Origin of the sequence: Bariatricus massiliensis (assembly GCF_900086725.1) — a bacterium.
GTDB lineage: Bacteria > Bacillota > Clostridia > Lachnospirales > Lachnospiraceae > Allocoprococcus > Allocoprococcus massiliensis.
In genome coordinates this window covers 106,269-121,894 of record NZ_LT574837.1, presented here as the reverse complement: position 1 = coordinate 121,894, position 15,626 = coordinate 106,269, and the positions used below count along the sequence as shown (strand labels likewise).

15 protein-coding genes are annotated in these 15,626 nt (G+C 46.6%); 7 read left to right on the top strand and 8 right to left on the bottom strand.

Annotation, left to right across the window (positions count from 1 at the left end; translation table 11 throughout):
- Positions 1–10: 10 nt before the first annotated feature.
- From BN6465_RS06715 to mutY, 4 genes are all read left to right on the top strand, one after another.
- Positions 11–1,051, top strand: coding sequence for a 2-keto-3-deoxygluconate permease (locus BN6465_RS06715; RefSeq protein WP_066733024.1), 1,041 nt, complete (start codon positions 11–13; stop codon positions 1,049–1,051).
- A 104-nt stretch (positions 1,052–1,155) separates the two neighbouring features.
- Complete coding sequence (locus BN6465_RS06710; RefSeq protein ID WP_066733023.1) at positions 1,156–1,659, top strand: YcxB family protein; 504 nt, start codon at positions 1,156–1,158, stop codon at positions 1,657–1,659.
- 22 nt (positions 1,660–1,681) lie between these two features.
- Positions 1,682–2,452, top strand: coding sequence for a DeoR/GlpR family DNA-binding transcription regulator (locus tag BN6465_RS06705; RefSeq protein WP_066733021.1), 771 nt, complete (start codon positions 1,682–1,684; stop codon positions 2,450–2,452).
- Positions 2,449–4,212, top strand: coding sequence for an A/G-specific adenine glycosylase (gene mutY / locus BN6465_RS06700; RefSeq protein WP_066733019.1), 1,764 nt, complete (start codon positions 2,449–2,451; stop codon positions 4,210–4,212). Before BN6465_RS06705 ends, mutY begins: the two co-directional genes overlap by 4 nt.
- Before the next feature lie 11 nt (positions 4,213–4,223).
- On the opposite strand, the gene BN6465_RS06695 is transcribed toward mutY, so the two are convergent.
- The 8 genes from BN6465_RS06695 to BN6465_RS06655 form a co-directional block, all read right to left on the bottom strand.
- Positions 4,224–4,724 carry a VanZ family protein gene (locus tag BN6465_RS06695; protein WP_066733017.1) on the bottom strand — a complete coding sequence of 167 codons (501 nt, stop codon included), beginning with the start codon at positions 4,722–4,724 and terminating at the stop codon, positions 4,224–4,226.
- Between the two features lie 86 nt (positions 4,725–4,810).
- Positions 4,811–5,482, bottom strand: a complete 672-nt coding sequence (locus tag BN6465_RS06690; RefSeq protein ID WP_330384767.1) for a phosphatase PAP2 family protein — start codon at positions 5,480–5,482, stop codon at positions 4,811–4,813.
- A 117-nt stretch (positions 5,483–5,599) separates the two neighbouring features.
- Positions 5,600–6,463, bottom strand: a complete 864-nt coding sequence (locus BN6465_RS06685) for a glycerophosphodiester phosphodiesterase family protein (RefSeq protein WP_066733015.1) — start codon at positions 6,461–6,463, stop codon at positions 5,600–5,602.
- 10 nt (positions 6,464–6,473) lie between these two features.
- A complete protein-coding gene (locus tag BN6465_RS06680; protein WP_066733013.1) occupies positions 6,474–7,391 on the bottom strand; it encodes a diacylglycerol/lipid kinase family protein in 918 nt (305 codons plus the stop codon).
- 139 nt (positions 7,392–7,530) lie between these two features.
- Complete coding sequence (locus BN6465_RS06670) at positions 7,531–8,850, bottom strand: glycine/betaine/sarcosine/D-proline family reductase selenoprotein B (protein ID WP_227183736.1); 1,320 nt, start codon at positions 8,848–8,850, stop codon at positions 7,531–7,533.
- Between the two features lie 2 nt (positions 8,851–8,852).
- Positions 8,853–10,142 carry a glycine/sarcosine/betaine reductase component B subunit gene (locus BN6465_RS06665; protein ID WP_066733007.1) on the bottom strand — a complete coding sequence of 430 codons (1,290 nt, stop codon included), beginning with the start codon at positions 10,140–10,142 and terminating at the stop codon, positions 8,853–8,855.
- Between the two features lie 164 nt (positions 10,143–10,306).
- Positions 10,307–11,140: a glycine/betaine/sarcosine/D-proline family reductase selenoprotein B gene (locus BN6465_RS06660; RefSeq protein WP_066735134.1), complete on the bottom strand. Its 834-nt coding sequence runs from the start codon at positions 11,138–11,140 to the stop codon at positions 10,307–10,309.
- Complete coding sequence (locus tag BN6465_RS06655) at positions 11,134–11,769, bottom strand: TetR/AcrR family transcriptional regulator C-terminal domain-containing protein (protein WP_066733005.1); 636 nt, start codon at positions 11,767–11,769, stop codon at positions 11,134–11,136. The genes BN6465_RS06660 and BN6465_RS06655 overlap by 7 nt, the downstream gene beginning before the upstream one ends.
- A gap of 347 nt (positions 11,770–12,116) precedes the next feature.
- On the opposite strand from BN6465_RS06655, the gene BN6465_RS06650 reads away from it, so the two are divergent.
- The 3 genes from BN6465_RS06650 (at position 12,117) to BN6465_RS06640 (ending at position 15,599) form a co-directional block, all read left to right on the top strand.
- Complete coding sequence (locus BN6465_RS06650; protein ID WP_330384766.1) at positions 12,117–13,847, top strand: L-lactate permease; 1,731 nt, start codon at positions 12,117–12,119, stop codon at positions 13,845–13,847.
- A gap of 193 nt (positions 13,848–14,040) precedes the next feature.
- Positions 14,041–15,171, top strand: coding sequence for an alpha/beta hydrolase (locus tag BN6465_RS06645; protein ID WP_066733003.1), 1,131 nt, complete (start codon positions 14,041–14,043; stop codon positions 15,169–15,171).
- An 11-nt stretch (positions 15,172–15,182) separates the two neighbouring features.
- Complete coding sequence (locus BN6465_RS06640) at positions 15,183–15,599, top strand: hypothetical protein (protein WP_066733001.1); 417 nt, start codon at positions 15,183–15,185, stop codon at positions 15,597–15,599.
- Positions 15,600–15,626: the final 27 nt, after the last annotated feature.

Genomic DNA, 15,626 nt, shown 5'->3' with positions numbered 1-15,626 from the left:
AGGAGAGAAAATGGGAGAAAAAGAAGTAAAGGTTCAGAAAGAGCAAAAAGATTTTGACATCTTGAATAAGATGAAAAACTTACCCGGCGGTTTGGTCATTATACCGCTCGTTATCGCCGTAATCATCGCTACATTTGCACCACAGGCATTTCAAATCGGCGGATATGTAACTGCATTATTTTATGAAGGAAACTCTTGTATGATGGGATTCTTCCTCATCGTTTGCGGTTCTATGATTAATATCAAGCAAGTCGGCATGCCACTCTATAAAGGTGTGGTAATGACTGGCTCCAAGTTTTTGCTGGGCGTTATCTTGGGACTGCTGGTAGGCAAAATCTGCGGACCCGACGGATTCCTTGGAATCACACCGTTCGTAATGATAGCAGCCATCACGAACTCCAATGGTTCCCTTTATATCTCACTGTCATCACAGTTTGGTAATGCCACCGATACAGGAGCGATTTCCATTCTGTCCTTAAATGACGGGCCGTTCTTTACCTTGGTCGCACTTGGCGCGACAGGGCTTGCGTCTATTCCGTTCAAGTCCCTGATTGCAACGATTATTCCTTTGCTAATCGGCTTTATCTGGGGAAATCTTGACAAGGGCTTCCGTGACGCTTGTAAGAGTGCACAGCCGATTGTTACGTTCTTTATGACTATCTCAATCGGTGCGAAGACAGATATTTCTACAATCGTAAAAGCAGGGGCATCCGGTATCGTGCTAGGTCTTATCTCAGCGGCGACGGCAGTTATCTTCTTCTTCATCATCAACATTCTTCTTCCGAAGAAAGAGAGAAACGCGATGGGCGCGGCTGTCGGAACAACGGCTCTCAACTCTGCTATGACACCGGCTGCTGTAGCTGAGGCGGATCCGTCCATGGCGCAGTATACAAGTATGGCTACCGCACAGTGCGCTACGGCATCTATTATTACATTGTTCCTTTGCCCGTTTATCACGGCTGCATTTGACAAATATATGCAGAAGAAACAAAAAGGTATCTACAGTCCGGAAGGCTGGGCACATGATAAAGTAGCTGCCAAAGCAGAATAATTCATATGAAAAGTACATAGAAGAATGGCAGAAAGTCCCCGCATATGTTATAATCATAGTCGGGGACTTTGTTGTGAACTCTATGCTTGAACAGGAGGACATTTATGGAAGAAAAGATTATAGCCCACATGACTGCGGAAGCTTTATATGACTTCACATTGTATCACACCTATTCAAAGTTCGCTGGATTTCTCACCAATGTTCTGGGATTGGCGGTAGGGTTTATGGGAATTATATTGGTGGTGACGGGAAAATCACCGGCAGTTTCTCTTGTGTTCTACTTGCTGGCATCGGCAGCGTTTCTTTGCTTTACACCCGTACAGCTGAAGCTGCGCGCGAAGAAGCAGGTACAGCTCAATCCAGAATTTAAAGGAGAGACGGAATATACCTTTGACGAAGAGGGAATCACGTCCCTGCATGACGGAAAAGAACTTTCGTATTCTTGGGGACAGATGAAGAAGGTGGTAGCGACTCCGAAGACCATCGGTTTTTATTATGAGGCAGACCGGGCGCTTATTATTCCGAAAATGGATTTTAAGGACAGATTTGTTCCTATTATGAAGCTGGCGGTAGAGCATACCGTTCCCGGCTGTGTAAAAGTAAGATAAATTTAAGGAGTATAATAACGTGATGATGCAGGAAAGACGACTGGCAATATTGCAGGAGCTTGAGGAGAACGGCAGAGTGAGAGTGGCGGACTTAAGCGCGAGGCTGAATTGTTCCGAGGTCACCATAAGAAGTGACATCAAGAATATGGATAAGGAAGGGCTGCTGAGGAGGACTCACGGCGGTGCTATCCGCTTAGATAAAGGAGTGGAGCGCAAATATTCAGCGGAGACGATTTACCGCCATACAGACAGGAAGAAGCAGATCGCGGCCTGTGCGTATGAATATATAGAAGATAGGGACACTATCATTATAGATGATGCATCCAGCAGTTTTTATCTGGCGCTTCATATCAAGCATCATCCGGAGAAGCGTCTGGCAGTCGTCACCAATTCTCTTTTGGTCGGCAATGAATTGGCAGACGCGAGACATGTGGAGCTTTACATGATAGGCGGGCATGTGGGAGGCCATTTGGCGGCCACCATGGGTGAGGCAGCCCTGCAGAATATGGAGCAGTTCCATGTGGACAAGGGATTTATAGGTATTCACAGCATTAACTTTGATGTGGGACTGACGTCCATTGCCACGCCCCAGATGCAGGTGAAGCGGGCCATTTTGAAGTCGGCGCAGGAAGTGTATGTGCTGGCCGATTCCAGTAAGTTCGGCGGCGGATACGTGTCTGTCATCTGTCCGGTCAATCAAGTGCACAAGATTATCACGGATTCCGAGATAGATAAAGAGTATGTAAGAAAGGCAGAGCATGAGCAGATACCGCTCGTGATAGCAAAACAATGAAATATGAAAGAATCAGAAAGGGGCGTTTTATAAAACGCCCTAATCGTTTTATAGCCCATGTGGAAATAGATGGAAAAGAAGAAATAGTCCATGTAAAAAATACCGGACGCTGCGCCGAATTATTGGTGCCGGGTGCGGTTTTGTATTTACAGGAATCAGACAATCCCGACAGAAAGACAAAGTGGGATTTAATCGGAGTGGAAAAAGGAGACCGGATGGTCAATATGGACTCGCAGGTCACCAATCAGGTCGTGAAAGAATGGATAGAGGAAGGGAAGTGGTTTCCGGAGGTGACCCTGCTACGTCCGGAGACGACCTATGGTAATTCACGTTTTGATTTGTATGTGGAATACGGCGGAGAGCGGAGAGCATTCATTGAAGTCAAGGGGGTAACGCTGGAGGAGGAGGGAGCGGTACGCTTTCCCGACGCGCCCAGCGAACGGGCGGTCAAGCATCTGGAGGAGCTTGGAAAAGCTGTGGAGGAAGGATATGAAGCCTATGTTTTCTTTGTGATACAGATGGAAGGGGTCCGCTATTTTACGCCGAACCGCAGAACCCACGCCGCTTTTGCGGACGCTCTTGTGGCGGCAGCGAATCTGGGGGTGAAGGTTCTTGCCTATGACTGCAAGGTGGGGGCCGACTCCATTGAAATCAAGGAGGAAGTGCCGGTTGTGCTTCAAAATCCTGAGCTGTATGAAGCTGCGGAAGCGCTTGTCCCATGGTTCCGTGAGAACAAACGCGATCTGCCTTGGCGGAAGCACGTCAGCGCCTACCGTGTGTGGGTTTCGGAAATCATGCTGCAGCAGACTAGGGTGGAGGCGGTAAAGCCATTTTACCAACGATTTATGGAGGCGCTTCCCACTGTGCAGGATCTTGCGGGAGCCGAGGAAGACCTTCTGCTTAAGCTCTGGGAAGGGCTTGGATACTACAACAGAGTGCGCAATATGCAGAAGGCGGCGCAGCAGATTATGGTAGACTACGAAGGGGAATTCCCGGGCACTTATGAAGAAATCCGCTCTTTGTCCGGAATCGGCAGCTATACGGCAGGGGCGATTAGTTCTTTTGCTTTTGGCATTCCCAAGCCTGCGGTGGACGGGAATGTCCTGCGGGTAGTTTCCAGACTGCTGGCAAGCGAAGAGGACATTATGAAGGTGTCTGTGAGGGGGAAGATAGAAAATGCCTTAGAGCAGGTGATACCGAAGGAATGTCCTTCTGATTTTAATCAAGGTTTGATTGAGCTGGGAGCTATCGTCTGCGTGCCCAACGGAGAACCAAAGTGTGATATCTGCCCGCTGTCAGGCTTCTGCAGGGCGAAGGAGCTTGGAATCCAGAATCGTCTGCCGGTCAAGAAAAAAGCCAAAGAGCGCCGTGTCGAGGAGAAGACCATCTTGATATTTCAAGACGGGGAGACGGTGGCCATAAAAAAACGCCCCAATAAAGGGCTTCTGGCGGGGATGTATGAATTTCCGAATCTGGAGGGAAAGCGCTCCATGGAGGAAGTTGTAAGCTTCAGCAAGTCCATCGGACTGACACCGCTGAGAGTGCGTGAGCTGGGGGAGGCAAAGCATATTTTCAGCCATGTGGAATGGCATATGAACGGCTATGCCCTCCGGGTAGATGAGTTGGAGAAGCACTGTACGGAAGAGATGATATTCGCGCATCCTGAGGAGATTCAGAAGACATATTCCATGCCAGCAGCCTTTGAAGCGTACACTAGATATGTGGACATCAGGCTGGGGCAGGAAAAGTACAGGAATTAAGGTCAGACGCGCTACAGGTTTGCTATGATTAAAAGCCCAATCAAGCCAACCATGAACACAGTTCCTATCAAGGCCAGTATATTCATGATTTGAAGGGACTTACCCTTGAAAAGTCTGGCAAACACAAAGTAAAGACCGATACCGATGATACCGCCCAATGTATTGCCGATCAGGTCGGTTATGTCTGTGGCTCCTATCGCAAAGATAAACTGCAGGGTTTCAAAGGCGAGACTGGTTAGAAAAATAGGAGCAGCCTTTTTAAAAAAAGACCAGTCAGGCTTCAACATACCCATGTAAATCCCAAAGGGCACAAAAATGAGAAGGTTATAGATAATTTCACTTATATCCAACTTTCCGTTGACGATGACCGATTCGCCGAAGGGAATCAGATTCAGGCTTCGCTGGGTTACAACGGGGATCAACTGCATCTTGAATAGAATTATCCATATGATTGCAAGAACATATACGGTAAATAACGCCGTGGTGAGACACTTTTGTTTTTTGCCACTCATTTTCTCAACTCCTTTTCCTGTTATCATAATAGAAATAAAGGCCGTGTTCCTGCAAGAACACGGTCCTTTTTGGTGTTTAGATTGGTTTATATTGTCTGCCGGGCTAGTTTAGGAGACTTTTCTGTCTCAGGTTCATACACGAGCCGGTATAACAGATAGGCCATTACAAATGCTGCCACCACATCTATAATAGAATGCTGCTTTAAGAACATAGTGGACAGTACAATCAAAGTAGTAAGCGACAAAGAGCTGTACTGTACCCACTTATACTGCCGCAGTTTTTGGCTGCTGGCAATTGCGATGGAGACGCCGATAGAGTTATAAACATGAAGGCTCGGAAGTACATTCGTCGGTGTGTCCGTCTTGTACAAGACTCTTACCATAGATATAAATATATTATCGCCTTCAAAAGTGACAGGCCTTAAGTTCAACCCATTTGGGAAGACCGTAGATATAATGAGGAAAATAGTCATTCCGGTAAACAGCAGCTTGGTGGCTCTGTAGAATCCCTTTTTGTCGGTGAAGAAGAAATACAGCAAAACAACGGCGATATAGGGGAACCAGAGCAGGTATGGTACGATGAAATATTCACAGAAGGGAATATAATCATCAAATACGGAATGGATGACGTAATAATTTGTAGTCACTGTCTTTTCCAGCCAGCAGAACCATGGCATGTAGATGAGTGCGTATAAAAATACCCATGCATGTCTGTATTTATAAAATAAATGTTTAAAGTTGACATTAATTTTTTTCAACGGATACCAGTCCCTTCTGACGACTTGAAAATTCCAGACGGTCTATTTTATACTTGGATTGCTTCGCTAAGATTATATCACTAATCGGAGGTGGGTACAACTAACTTCATAGAACCTTCATAAATTATTTTGTTTATTTTTCAAAACATTTTCGAAACATTTTACATTTTCTTCGTGCTCAAAAATATACATATCATAATTCTCTACAGCCTTCCGGCAGGCCTTCTCCGTGCGCAGTGTCCAGACGGCAGCCGGGGTCTTGAATACTCTGTGGATGAGCCTCAGAGAGGGATTTCCGGCATCGGCCAGTTTATAAGATATAAAATCAGGACGGCAGAGAATATTAGTCAAAAGGTGCTGCACGCAGAAACGTACGATGTAGGGATTCTCTTTGTTTGATTTTGTCAGGGCAGAAGACAACTGGCCGCGCAGTATATCAGATGCATTCTGTTTAAACCAACGCATGCCCAGACTGTTGAATGACTGTACCAGATATGCCCCTTCATATTGCGAGAGAAGTTCCATCGCGTAAGAACAAAGCCTCATATCCTGCGTTGGAAGCTTCAGCTCTATCAGTAAGGGGACGCGTCCATCTATATAATCAAGCACTTCCTTGAAGAGGGGGATATGTTCATCTGTGTTGAGGAGGTGAAGCATTCTTAGTTCTTCGTAGGTGGAATCTTCTACTGTCCCGGGCACGCCGCAGACGCGCTCCAAGAGCTCGTCATGAAATACGACCACCTGATTGTCCCGGGTGAGATGAATATCTAGCTCTATAGCAAGTTTATGCCTAACGGCCTCTTTAAATGCATACATTGAATTTTCTGGTATCAGCTTCCGGGCATCGTGCAGTCCACGATGGGCAAATGCCAACCCAAGAAAGGGCTTCATGGCCTCTCTGTGAGAAAAATTAGGCATAAGCAAGATGATATAGAAAATAATAAAAAATATGACAATTCCAATTATAACGTACCAGTGCATAAGTGAACTCCTAAGGTATTATTATTTTCAGACGCTCCGGCTCCAATGCCATAGTGAGCTTCCGCTGCAAAAAGACCGGCTCCCCGTCCGTATGTATGGGAAGAGGATTGTCTGAGACAATCTGGGCTTCCCGGCATTTTACGATATGTACCCCTTTCATATGCGTATGCCCGCCAGAAAAAACAACCGGAAGAATTGCAAGAGCACGGTACTTGGGAACATCGGCGATGACAATGAGATCGAGCAGACCGTCGTCACAGAATGCACCGGGGCAGAACTTACACCCGCCCCCTTCGTAGGGGAGGTTCATAGCCGCCGCGAAATAGGCCCTCTTATAATGAAACTCTTGGCCCGAATCCAGCCGAACGGTCATACCGGCAGGGCGGCAGTGATATAGTCTGTCCAGCGATACTCCCACATAGGCAAGCTTGCCAAGCTTAATTTTATTTAGAAACACTTTTAATTTTGAGATGCATACCGTATGGCAGATAGCAGCGTCATACCCGATGCCCGAGCTGACGGCAAACCTGCGTTTTTTATTTCTGTATCGTATCGTACCGATATCTATCAGTTTAGAATGCCCGGAGTGGAGGACGGAAGTGACTGCTTTTTTGATATCGCATGGAAGTCCCAGTCCCCTTGAAAAGTCGTTGCTTGAACCGGTCGGAACATATCCCAGAGTACACTTATCTAAATATTTGATTCCGTTAATAACCTCGTTGATTGTCCCGTCCCCGCCGAGCACGATAAGAGTGTGCTCTTTACCATCTTTGGTGATTTCCTCGGCTATGGAAGTAGCATGGCGGCGGTGCGCTGTAAAGTGCACTTCGTATGTTATATTCTCTTTTTTTAATTCCGTCTCCACTGTCTTCCAGATAGAATGTCCTTGACCAGAGCGGGAGAGGGGGTTCACTATAAAATCATACATAGCAGTTCCTCATCTTCTGTGTTCTTATTGTTATTCTATCATCTGGTGCCTGATTTGAGTAGTGATTCTTTCAAATATGTTTTACAGATTGAATAAAAGGAGCAGCTTTCGCTGCCCCTTGCTGGTATAAAAATCTTGATTATTCGTGAATCAAGCTGTATTGTCCGTCCGGAGGTGTCTCCTCCAGCATTTCTAAGGCTTCTTCTACCAGCTTCTTCCGGTAAGCGGCTTCTTGTGTTTTCGGAAGCGAAGGATTGCCGAATACATGTAGCACGCTGTTGCCCCGAAGAATGCGGTGGGTACCAATTCCCTCAGAGATTTTTGTGAGATTTGTGACATGGACAATTGGAATTCCTGCACGCTCGATTTCTTTTGTCATCACTGCACCGCAGCGAGAGCTGGTACCTCATGTGGAGGTGAGGATTACGGCATCTACCTGATTGTCCAGCAGTTCTTTGGAGATCTCTTCCCCGAATTTTTTACCCATCTCCATAGGAGTCATGACTCCGGCGGTGGTATAATATGTGGTCAGTACATCTCCGATTTTGCCTTCCTTTTTAAGTGATACAGCAGCATCCACCGGGACAAGGCGGTTGGGGTCTTCTAATACGAAAGCATTGTTATAGCCTTGATGGCTGACCTCATAAGAGGCGGCGTCCAATTTCTCAGTGTCGCCGAAGGAATAGCTTTTGTAGTATTTAGAATTGGTGGGAACCATGTTGTCGGGATTGCCCTTGGGAACCAATCCGCCGTCCGTGACGAGGGCCAGCCTGACGTCATGCAAAGGTTTGCTGAGTACGGGAACCGGGATATCCTCGTGGTTTGGCATCACGACTTCTGTGTGGAAGTTGCGGTGGTAATATTTATCCAAAAGCATATTAAGGCCACGCTTGGAAGCGGGGGTGCCATAGTCTATCTCGATAGCGGGACCGCAGCCGTGATAACCTTCTTTTCGCCCGTCGCCGATAAAGTCATTTTCTGCAAGGCGGACAGCAAATGCAGCCACCTGCTTCATTGCCTCCTTCATTTTAGCGGCATTGTTTTCTGTCTTTAGAATATAGGCGCGGTCTTTGTACAGATCGGTTCCGGGGTTCTCAGAGTAAAGTGCTGTGACCGCCGGAATCTTGAGTTTTTCTGTCACCGCAGCAGTGGCCGCACCGCAGCCCATGCCGTAGCGGCCTGCGTTAAAGCCCGGTCCGGCTATAAAAAGCTGCGCCTCATACTTTCTTACGAGATTCACGAATTCTTCGCAGACTTCTTCGATATTTTCTGCGATGTGATTGTCGCCGCAGATAATCGTGGCGACGATTTCATACTTATCGCCAAGCAGGCCTTTGAGCAGAAGCCCCGGGCCCACAGGCTCTTCCTTTACGACAATTCCCATACTTGCCGTGTCTTCTCCGCCATAGCCGCCGTAAAATTGATTAATATAATGAACTACCCTGATTTTGTCTGACATAATTAACCCTCCTTCTGCGCAAAGTCCGGAGCGTCCGGCAAGTCTGCGTCTGTCGTAACATAACAGTCTCCAAGCTGCGACCAGATTCCCTGATAGGCAAAGTTTGTGGTGTGAGTAAATGGCCCATCCACGTCATACCCCATCAAACTCGGAACATTGGAGTCCCTTCCGATGACCCGGTCTACTTTTGGATGGTGCAGGTCATAGTTGCGCCCGCTGTTGATGACGGCGTCTATCTTAGAATCCGAGATGACAAGCATATCCCCCGGCTTATCGTTCGACACGGCCGACAGGTTCATGACGCAGGGCATTCCCATTTTCTGTGCCCAGTTAAAGGCAAGCGCAGAGTCAAGCTGACAATGGCCCATGCCGGATTTATTGACGATTACGCAGTCTGCTTTCAGTGTCTCTTTACAGAGCGTGGCAGCCATCATGCCCATGGTATCTTTTCCGTCAATTTTCATGACATTGTTCGCCATCACCATACCGACGAATTCAATATCCTTGCCATGACGGCTCATCAGTTCCTTGATATAGACTTCATTCTGGAGGTAGTAGTTCGGCTCCCAGTATCTCCAGACCATAGCCCCGTCCAAAATCTCGGTGGGCTGGAGGATTGTGGGCAGAAAGCCGATGGCGCTCTGCCCGTATACGAGGAAGTTCCAGGTGTCGTGGGAGGCCATATGTGTTACCAGATAGGCAACCTTAGGCAGAGGTTTCCCATCTGGTCCCGGGCCTACCGGACCCAGTTCGAAAGTTTCGGTTTCGTCCGGAGTCAATTTGACTGCCAGCTTTGCGAGATATACATTGAGTGTAAGAGAAGCATACTTTAAGGCTTCGGCATAGCTGGCGTCACTGATTCCGTCCGCTGGTTTTGCGTCCAGAATGATGTGATAATGTTTGGAAAAATGGGTATATTTGGCACAGGGGCCGCCCATATCCATATAGTACTTAATATTACATTTCGCGTAGTAAATATCTGAGATAACGACACCCTTCAATGCGACGGTGCGTCCTTCGCCCATGGGAGCGAGTTTTCCCCAGATACCCGGATAGGAAGTTTCCGGGGCATCTGCCTTACAGCGCGGCTGCATGATATCGTGGATACCAAGAATACGGCAGCTTTCTCCTGGAACTGCAAGTTTAATATCAAGCTCACTGAACAGTTCACTTTTCACCAGATCGATCAACTCCGTTTTATTTATTGTCAGCACGCCGTCTTTCAGTCCCGTGATTTCACCAAATTGGACTTTTTTTACGCGGACATAGTCAATCTGCAGTCTTTTACTCATGACATTTATTCCCCTTTCTAGGTTAAAGTATTTGATTGGTATTGTAATGCCGGAATTCTACTACTGTCATTGTAGAATCCCGGCGGTCATGGTACAACACACAAATAAAAGGTTTGTTTAAAACTGGTACATTTGGGAAAAGTGTGCAAAAATTATGAGAGTTATTATTGGCAAGATTTTTCTTCCAGCAGATGGCAGGCCTTGGCTGCCAGTTCTTTTCGATAGAGGTATTCACTTTTTTCAGGCAGTGCCGGGGCACCGAAAGGATAGCAGACATTGCTTCCACGAAGGACTTTTGTAAGTCCGGTGTCGGAAGCTATTTTAGTAAGGTTCGTAATCTGTACGGTCGGGATGCCGCTCTGCTCAATGGCCAGACCGATGTAGGAGCCGCAGCGTGTACTGGTGCCGCAGGCCGAAGTGATGAGTACCGCGTCTACGGGCTGGTCAGACGTGTAGGAAGCGATTTCCTTACCAAGCCGGATACTCTTTTCTGTGGAAGTCATAACGCCTGTGGTGGACAAAAAAGTATCAAACAGCTTTCCAATGATACCTTCCCTCTCCAGTTCGCGCAGTGCGTCCACCGGAAGAAGACGGTTCGGATCCGCCTCCACAAAGGAATTGTCATAGCCTTGATGACTAATCTCATATTCGTCAGGGGAGAGGGACGCTGCGCCGTGCAGTGAATAGATGCCAAAACGGTCGGAGCTGGATGAAGGAATCCGGTCCGGATTGCCTTTCGGTACAAGCCCGCCGTCTGTTATCAGCATAATCGTAGCGTCCGAAAGCCTCTTTTTGAGAACGGGGAGCTGCTTTTTCTCAGGGGATACCATGACGACTTCACTCTGATAGGCCCTGTCATAATACTTGTTCAATAACATATCAAGGCATCGCTTTGGAGCAGGGGTACCATAATTGATAAAAGGTACCAGATTATTCTCTTTTCCGCCCTGAGGTTCACTATCTGGGTTTGAATAAATCATTTCTGCGGTTTTCAGCATGCTTTTGTACACTTCTTTCTAAATGAGTTGTCAGCTGGCTCCTCCTGTTCAGGCCGGAGCATCTTTTGGTCCGACAGAATTGCGTAGCCGGAAGACTCAAAATCAAGAACAGTCCGAATCTGTTCAAAATAATTCATATAGTTGTCATGCATTCCATCTCTTACCCAGTCAGAAATAATACCTACCAGAGCATGAGACTTCAATTTTGCCATCACATTCAGCTCGTCCTCAGTGAGCTTAAAGCCGCTCTCTGTATAACGTACATCGATATTGATTTTCCACAGCTCATAATAGAAATCAAAGAGGTATTCATAGAGAGAGTTCTGCCCCACGTACTGGAAGCAGGCCAGATAGAATTTGCGGTTGGTATATAAACACTTGCAGACATTTACGAAACTGTCAGTCAGCTTGTTTGGATCGTTGAAAGAATTAACGTTCTGCAGCATGTCGGAATAGAAAATCCAGTTTATCAGTTCATACTTGTCCTTAAAATGATAATAAAACGTATTTCTGCTGATGTTGCAGTAGGTCGTAATACATTTTACTGAAATCTTTGAAAGTGGCATTTCTTTCAAGAGAGATTTCAATGCACCTGCCAGAGCTTCTTTGGTGATTAAATTATTTGCCATGAACAGCACTCCTTTCCAGTTGGTTGACTGGTACAATATGGGCAAACAATTGGAGTTTGTGACTTATGTACAAATGTGTTGTCGAAAACAGACGAAAGATATCCAATGTTTACAAAGTAATTATATGATAGGAAAAATAGATTAACAACATGGAAAACGCAAAAAAACTTGTGCAAAATATGGAAAGTGTACAAGTTTTGTGCACTTCCTTTTGGCAAGAATATGAAACTGCCCATATTTTTAACACTGCATAAATTCCGTAAGGCGAAATCTCCGGCCGCACCTGTTAGGATGAAGTCATAGAACAAGTGTCGGAAACTACTTAAAAATATGTAGAATGGAGAGTGATGGGGAAAATGTATGCTATTATTGCAGCAGTGCCTATTTTGCTGACGATTGTATTTATGGTCGGACTGAACTGGCCTGCAAAACGTGCCCTGCCGGTTGCGTGGCTGGCCGCCTGCGGGGTGTCGGGAATTGTTTGGAAGATGGGGGCGCTGGAAATCGGGGCACGCACTATCGCGGGATTCTTAAGTGCATTCGAGACACTGTGTATCATATTTGGAGCAATCCTGTTGATGAATGTGTTAAAGCAGTCAGGGGCCATGACAGCCATCAATAAAATTTTTTCAAACATTACCAAAGACGCGAGGATTCAGGCGATTATCGTAGGCTATGTGTTTGCGGGATTTATCGAGGGCGCGGCTGGGTTTGGCACGCCGGCTGCATTGGCTGCCCCAATCCTGATCAGTCTGGGATTTCCGCCCCTTGCGGCGGCGTCAGTCTGTTTGATTTACAATTCTACCCCGGTCTGCCCCGGCCCTGTAGGGGTACCTACATTGACCGCCTCCAGCACCGTTGCTTCTGCCGTGGCAAAGCTTGGGGGAGACCCAGATAAGTTTACGCAGCTTTTGACCAAATGGACGTGTATTCCGCATATGATTGGCGGATTTGCGATTATCATTTTGGGAGTATGCATTTTATGTAAAGTGTTTGGAAAGAGAAAGACATTGCGGGATGTACTTCCGGTGATACCTTTCTGCCTGTTTACCGGAGTGGTGGTAGGTTCTATATATATCGTTATGGCGCTGTTCACAGGGCCTGAGCTGGTATCAATGACCGCGTTCCTCGGGGCACTGCCGATTTTGATATTTGCGGCAAAGAAGGGATTTTTGATGCCGAAGGAGGTGTGGACCTTTGAAGGTATGGAAGAATGGGGCGACCCAACTTGGATGTCTTCCCAGAAAGTCAGGAGTTCAAAGGATAAGGGAATGAAGGCCGCGAAAGCATGGCTGCCGTATATTTTTATCGGTATCCTTTTGGTTCTCACGAGAGTAGCGGTTTTTGGACTGAAAGAAATTCTGAATAATGAGCCATTTATTCTTCATGTCAATCATATATTAGGTTTTGAAGACATCAACTGGGACTTCAAATTCCTCTGGAATCCGGGGATTATGCCCTTTATACTGATAGCTTTAATAACCGTGATATTACATAAGATGACGAAGCAGGAAGCGGCGGTGGCCTTGAAGGATTCTTTCAAGCAGATTTCCGGAGCGGCGGTCGCGCTGCTTTTTGGAGTGGCGATGGTCAACCTCTATCGATTCACGAGCAATGGAGATATTGGAGCGACCGTGGCGGCAGCAGGATTCTCGGGAGAATTCACCTATGCCAACAGCAGTATGCTCTACATTATGGCGCATGCACTGGCCAATATATTCCACGGCGCATACTTCCTCGTCGCGCCGCTGATCGGAGTGCTGGGAGCCTTTATGTCAGGTTCTTGTACGGTGTCAAATACACTGTTCTCATCCCTTCAGTTTGAGACTGCGACCCTGCTCGTGATGCCTCAGGTTCTGATCGTAGCACTTCAGAACATGGGCGGAGCGATTGGAAATATGGTCTGCGTCAACAATATTGTTTCGGTGTGCGCAACTACCGGAACAAGCGGAAATGAAGGAAAACTGATACGGACCAATATTGTTCCGTGCATCATATACTGCGTCATTGTGGCGGCGGTGGTAGGCATTTTCATTGCGGCCGGAATCAATCCGATGCCGGAGATTATGCCGAAGTAAAACCTGTCGGAATAAAATAGTTGTGCACCCTCTTGCAAGTGCATAAAAGTGGTACACTTTAGGTTTTTGAATACTGCGGGTCAAAAATGAAGTATGTTATAATATTATCAAATTAAAGGAGCGTTTCCAACTCACGATTGGGTGTGGAGAAGGAAATAATAAAATTATAATTTTAGACAGGAGGATAATGAAGATGTGGGAAAAATTTGAAGGCGACCGTAATAAAGACGGCATTATCGTTGAAGAGGGGCGTATGATCGACATCACAGATCCCAAATGGGGACATCCAGACGGGAGTGATTTCTGGGATCTTGACCCGAAGTTGAACGAGGGAACCGCGATGCTTTACAGTCCGTCTGTTCCTCAGGAAGAAAAGCTGGCGGCAGGAAAAGCGAGACAACAGGCTTATATGGAGCAGTGGTGGTCAAGCGAACATACCTGCGAGGTGGAAAAATATTCTGTGCCGGGCTGTGAAGAAGAGCCGGATACTCCGGTGGAAGTATGGGTCATCAAACCCAATAATTTGAAGAAAAGAAAAAACAGGGTACTCTTTTATGTGGTAGGAGGCGGGCTGACTGGCCTGAATCCAAATGCTTACCCAATTGAGAGAATGTGTGAACAGCACAAATGTGTAGCGATTGTTCCGATTTACCGGCTGTCATGGGAAGCGCCTTATCCGGCGGCTATCAATGACCTTCATGCCGCTTACAAGTGGATGGTTGAAAATGCGGACGATTTGGGCATTCATGCGGACAAGGTCGTGATGAGCGGCTCCTCAACAGGCGGACATCTTGCGCTGTCAACGGCGTTCCGTTTAAAGAGATACGGCTATAGTCCGAGAGGAATCGTAGTAGTAAGTGCACAGACAGACGACAGAGAAAAAGACGGCGATTCCTTATACACCGGTATGTGGGATGCCGTAGAGCAGCATGACGGACTTTACAACTGGCTGGGAAGAAACTTTAACTCTAACAGAGTTGGGCCGGAAGCACTTCCGAATCATGCCACAGTAGAGGATTGCATCGGATTCCCGCCGACATTCATGTATCAGGCGGAGATGGATCCCGATATTTTACAGAATGTGGAATTTTACACCAAGCTGTTAAAATCTCATACTTTTGTAGAGTACCATGTATACGGCGGCGCCCACCATTCCAATTCTATCTGGGCGGTTATTAAAAACTGCGGCGAGCCGAGCGAGTATTCTCAGAGAGCAGCGGATTCCTTTGACAGCAATATTGAAGACTGCTTCAAGTATGACCTCCGCCGCCCATGGGTAGTGGATGATTATAAAGCCGCATTCAAGAGACGTTTTGGTGAATAGGGGGAACTGTGATGAATGTAGAAGTATATGATTATAATGGTCTCGGAACTATCATTGATCCGGAAAGTGATACCAAGGTGATTACCGTAATCTTGATTGGAAAGCAGACAGTTAAGTGCAATCCACGTCCGGGAATTATCTACATAACCGGAGGAAAAGTGACGGAAAACTGTGCGGAAATCGAGGCGTTAAAGACATATTGCGCCGAGAACAAGGTTGTTTTAATCTGCCCGAAGGCGGTAGATGAAGAAGAACTGGGAAAGACGTACCAGTATGTGTATAACAAATATAAGGATTTGAATATTGATATTGAGCAAGTTACCATCAAAGCAGACGACGAGCATATGGACGCGGCAGAAGAGCTGGTTGAATATGTGCTGGACGAATTTGATACGGAACTTGAAGATGCCAGCGTATTTACAATGTAACTTCATATAATAAAGGAGGAAAGAAAG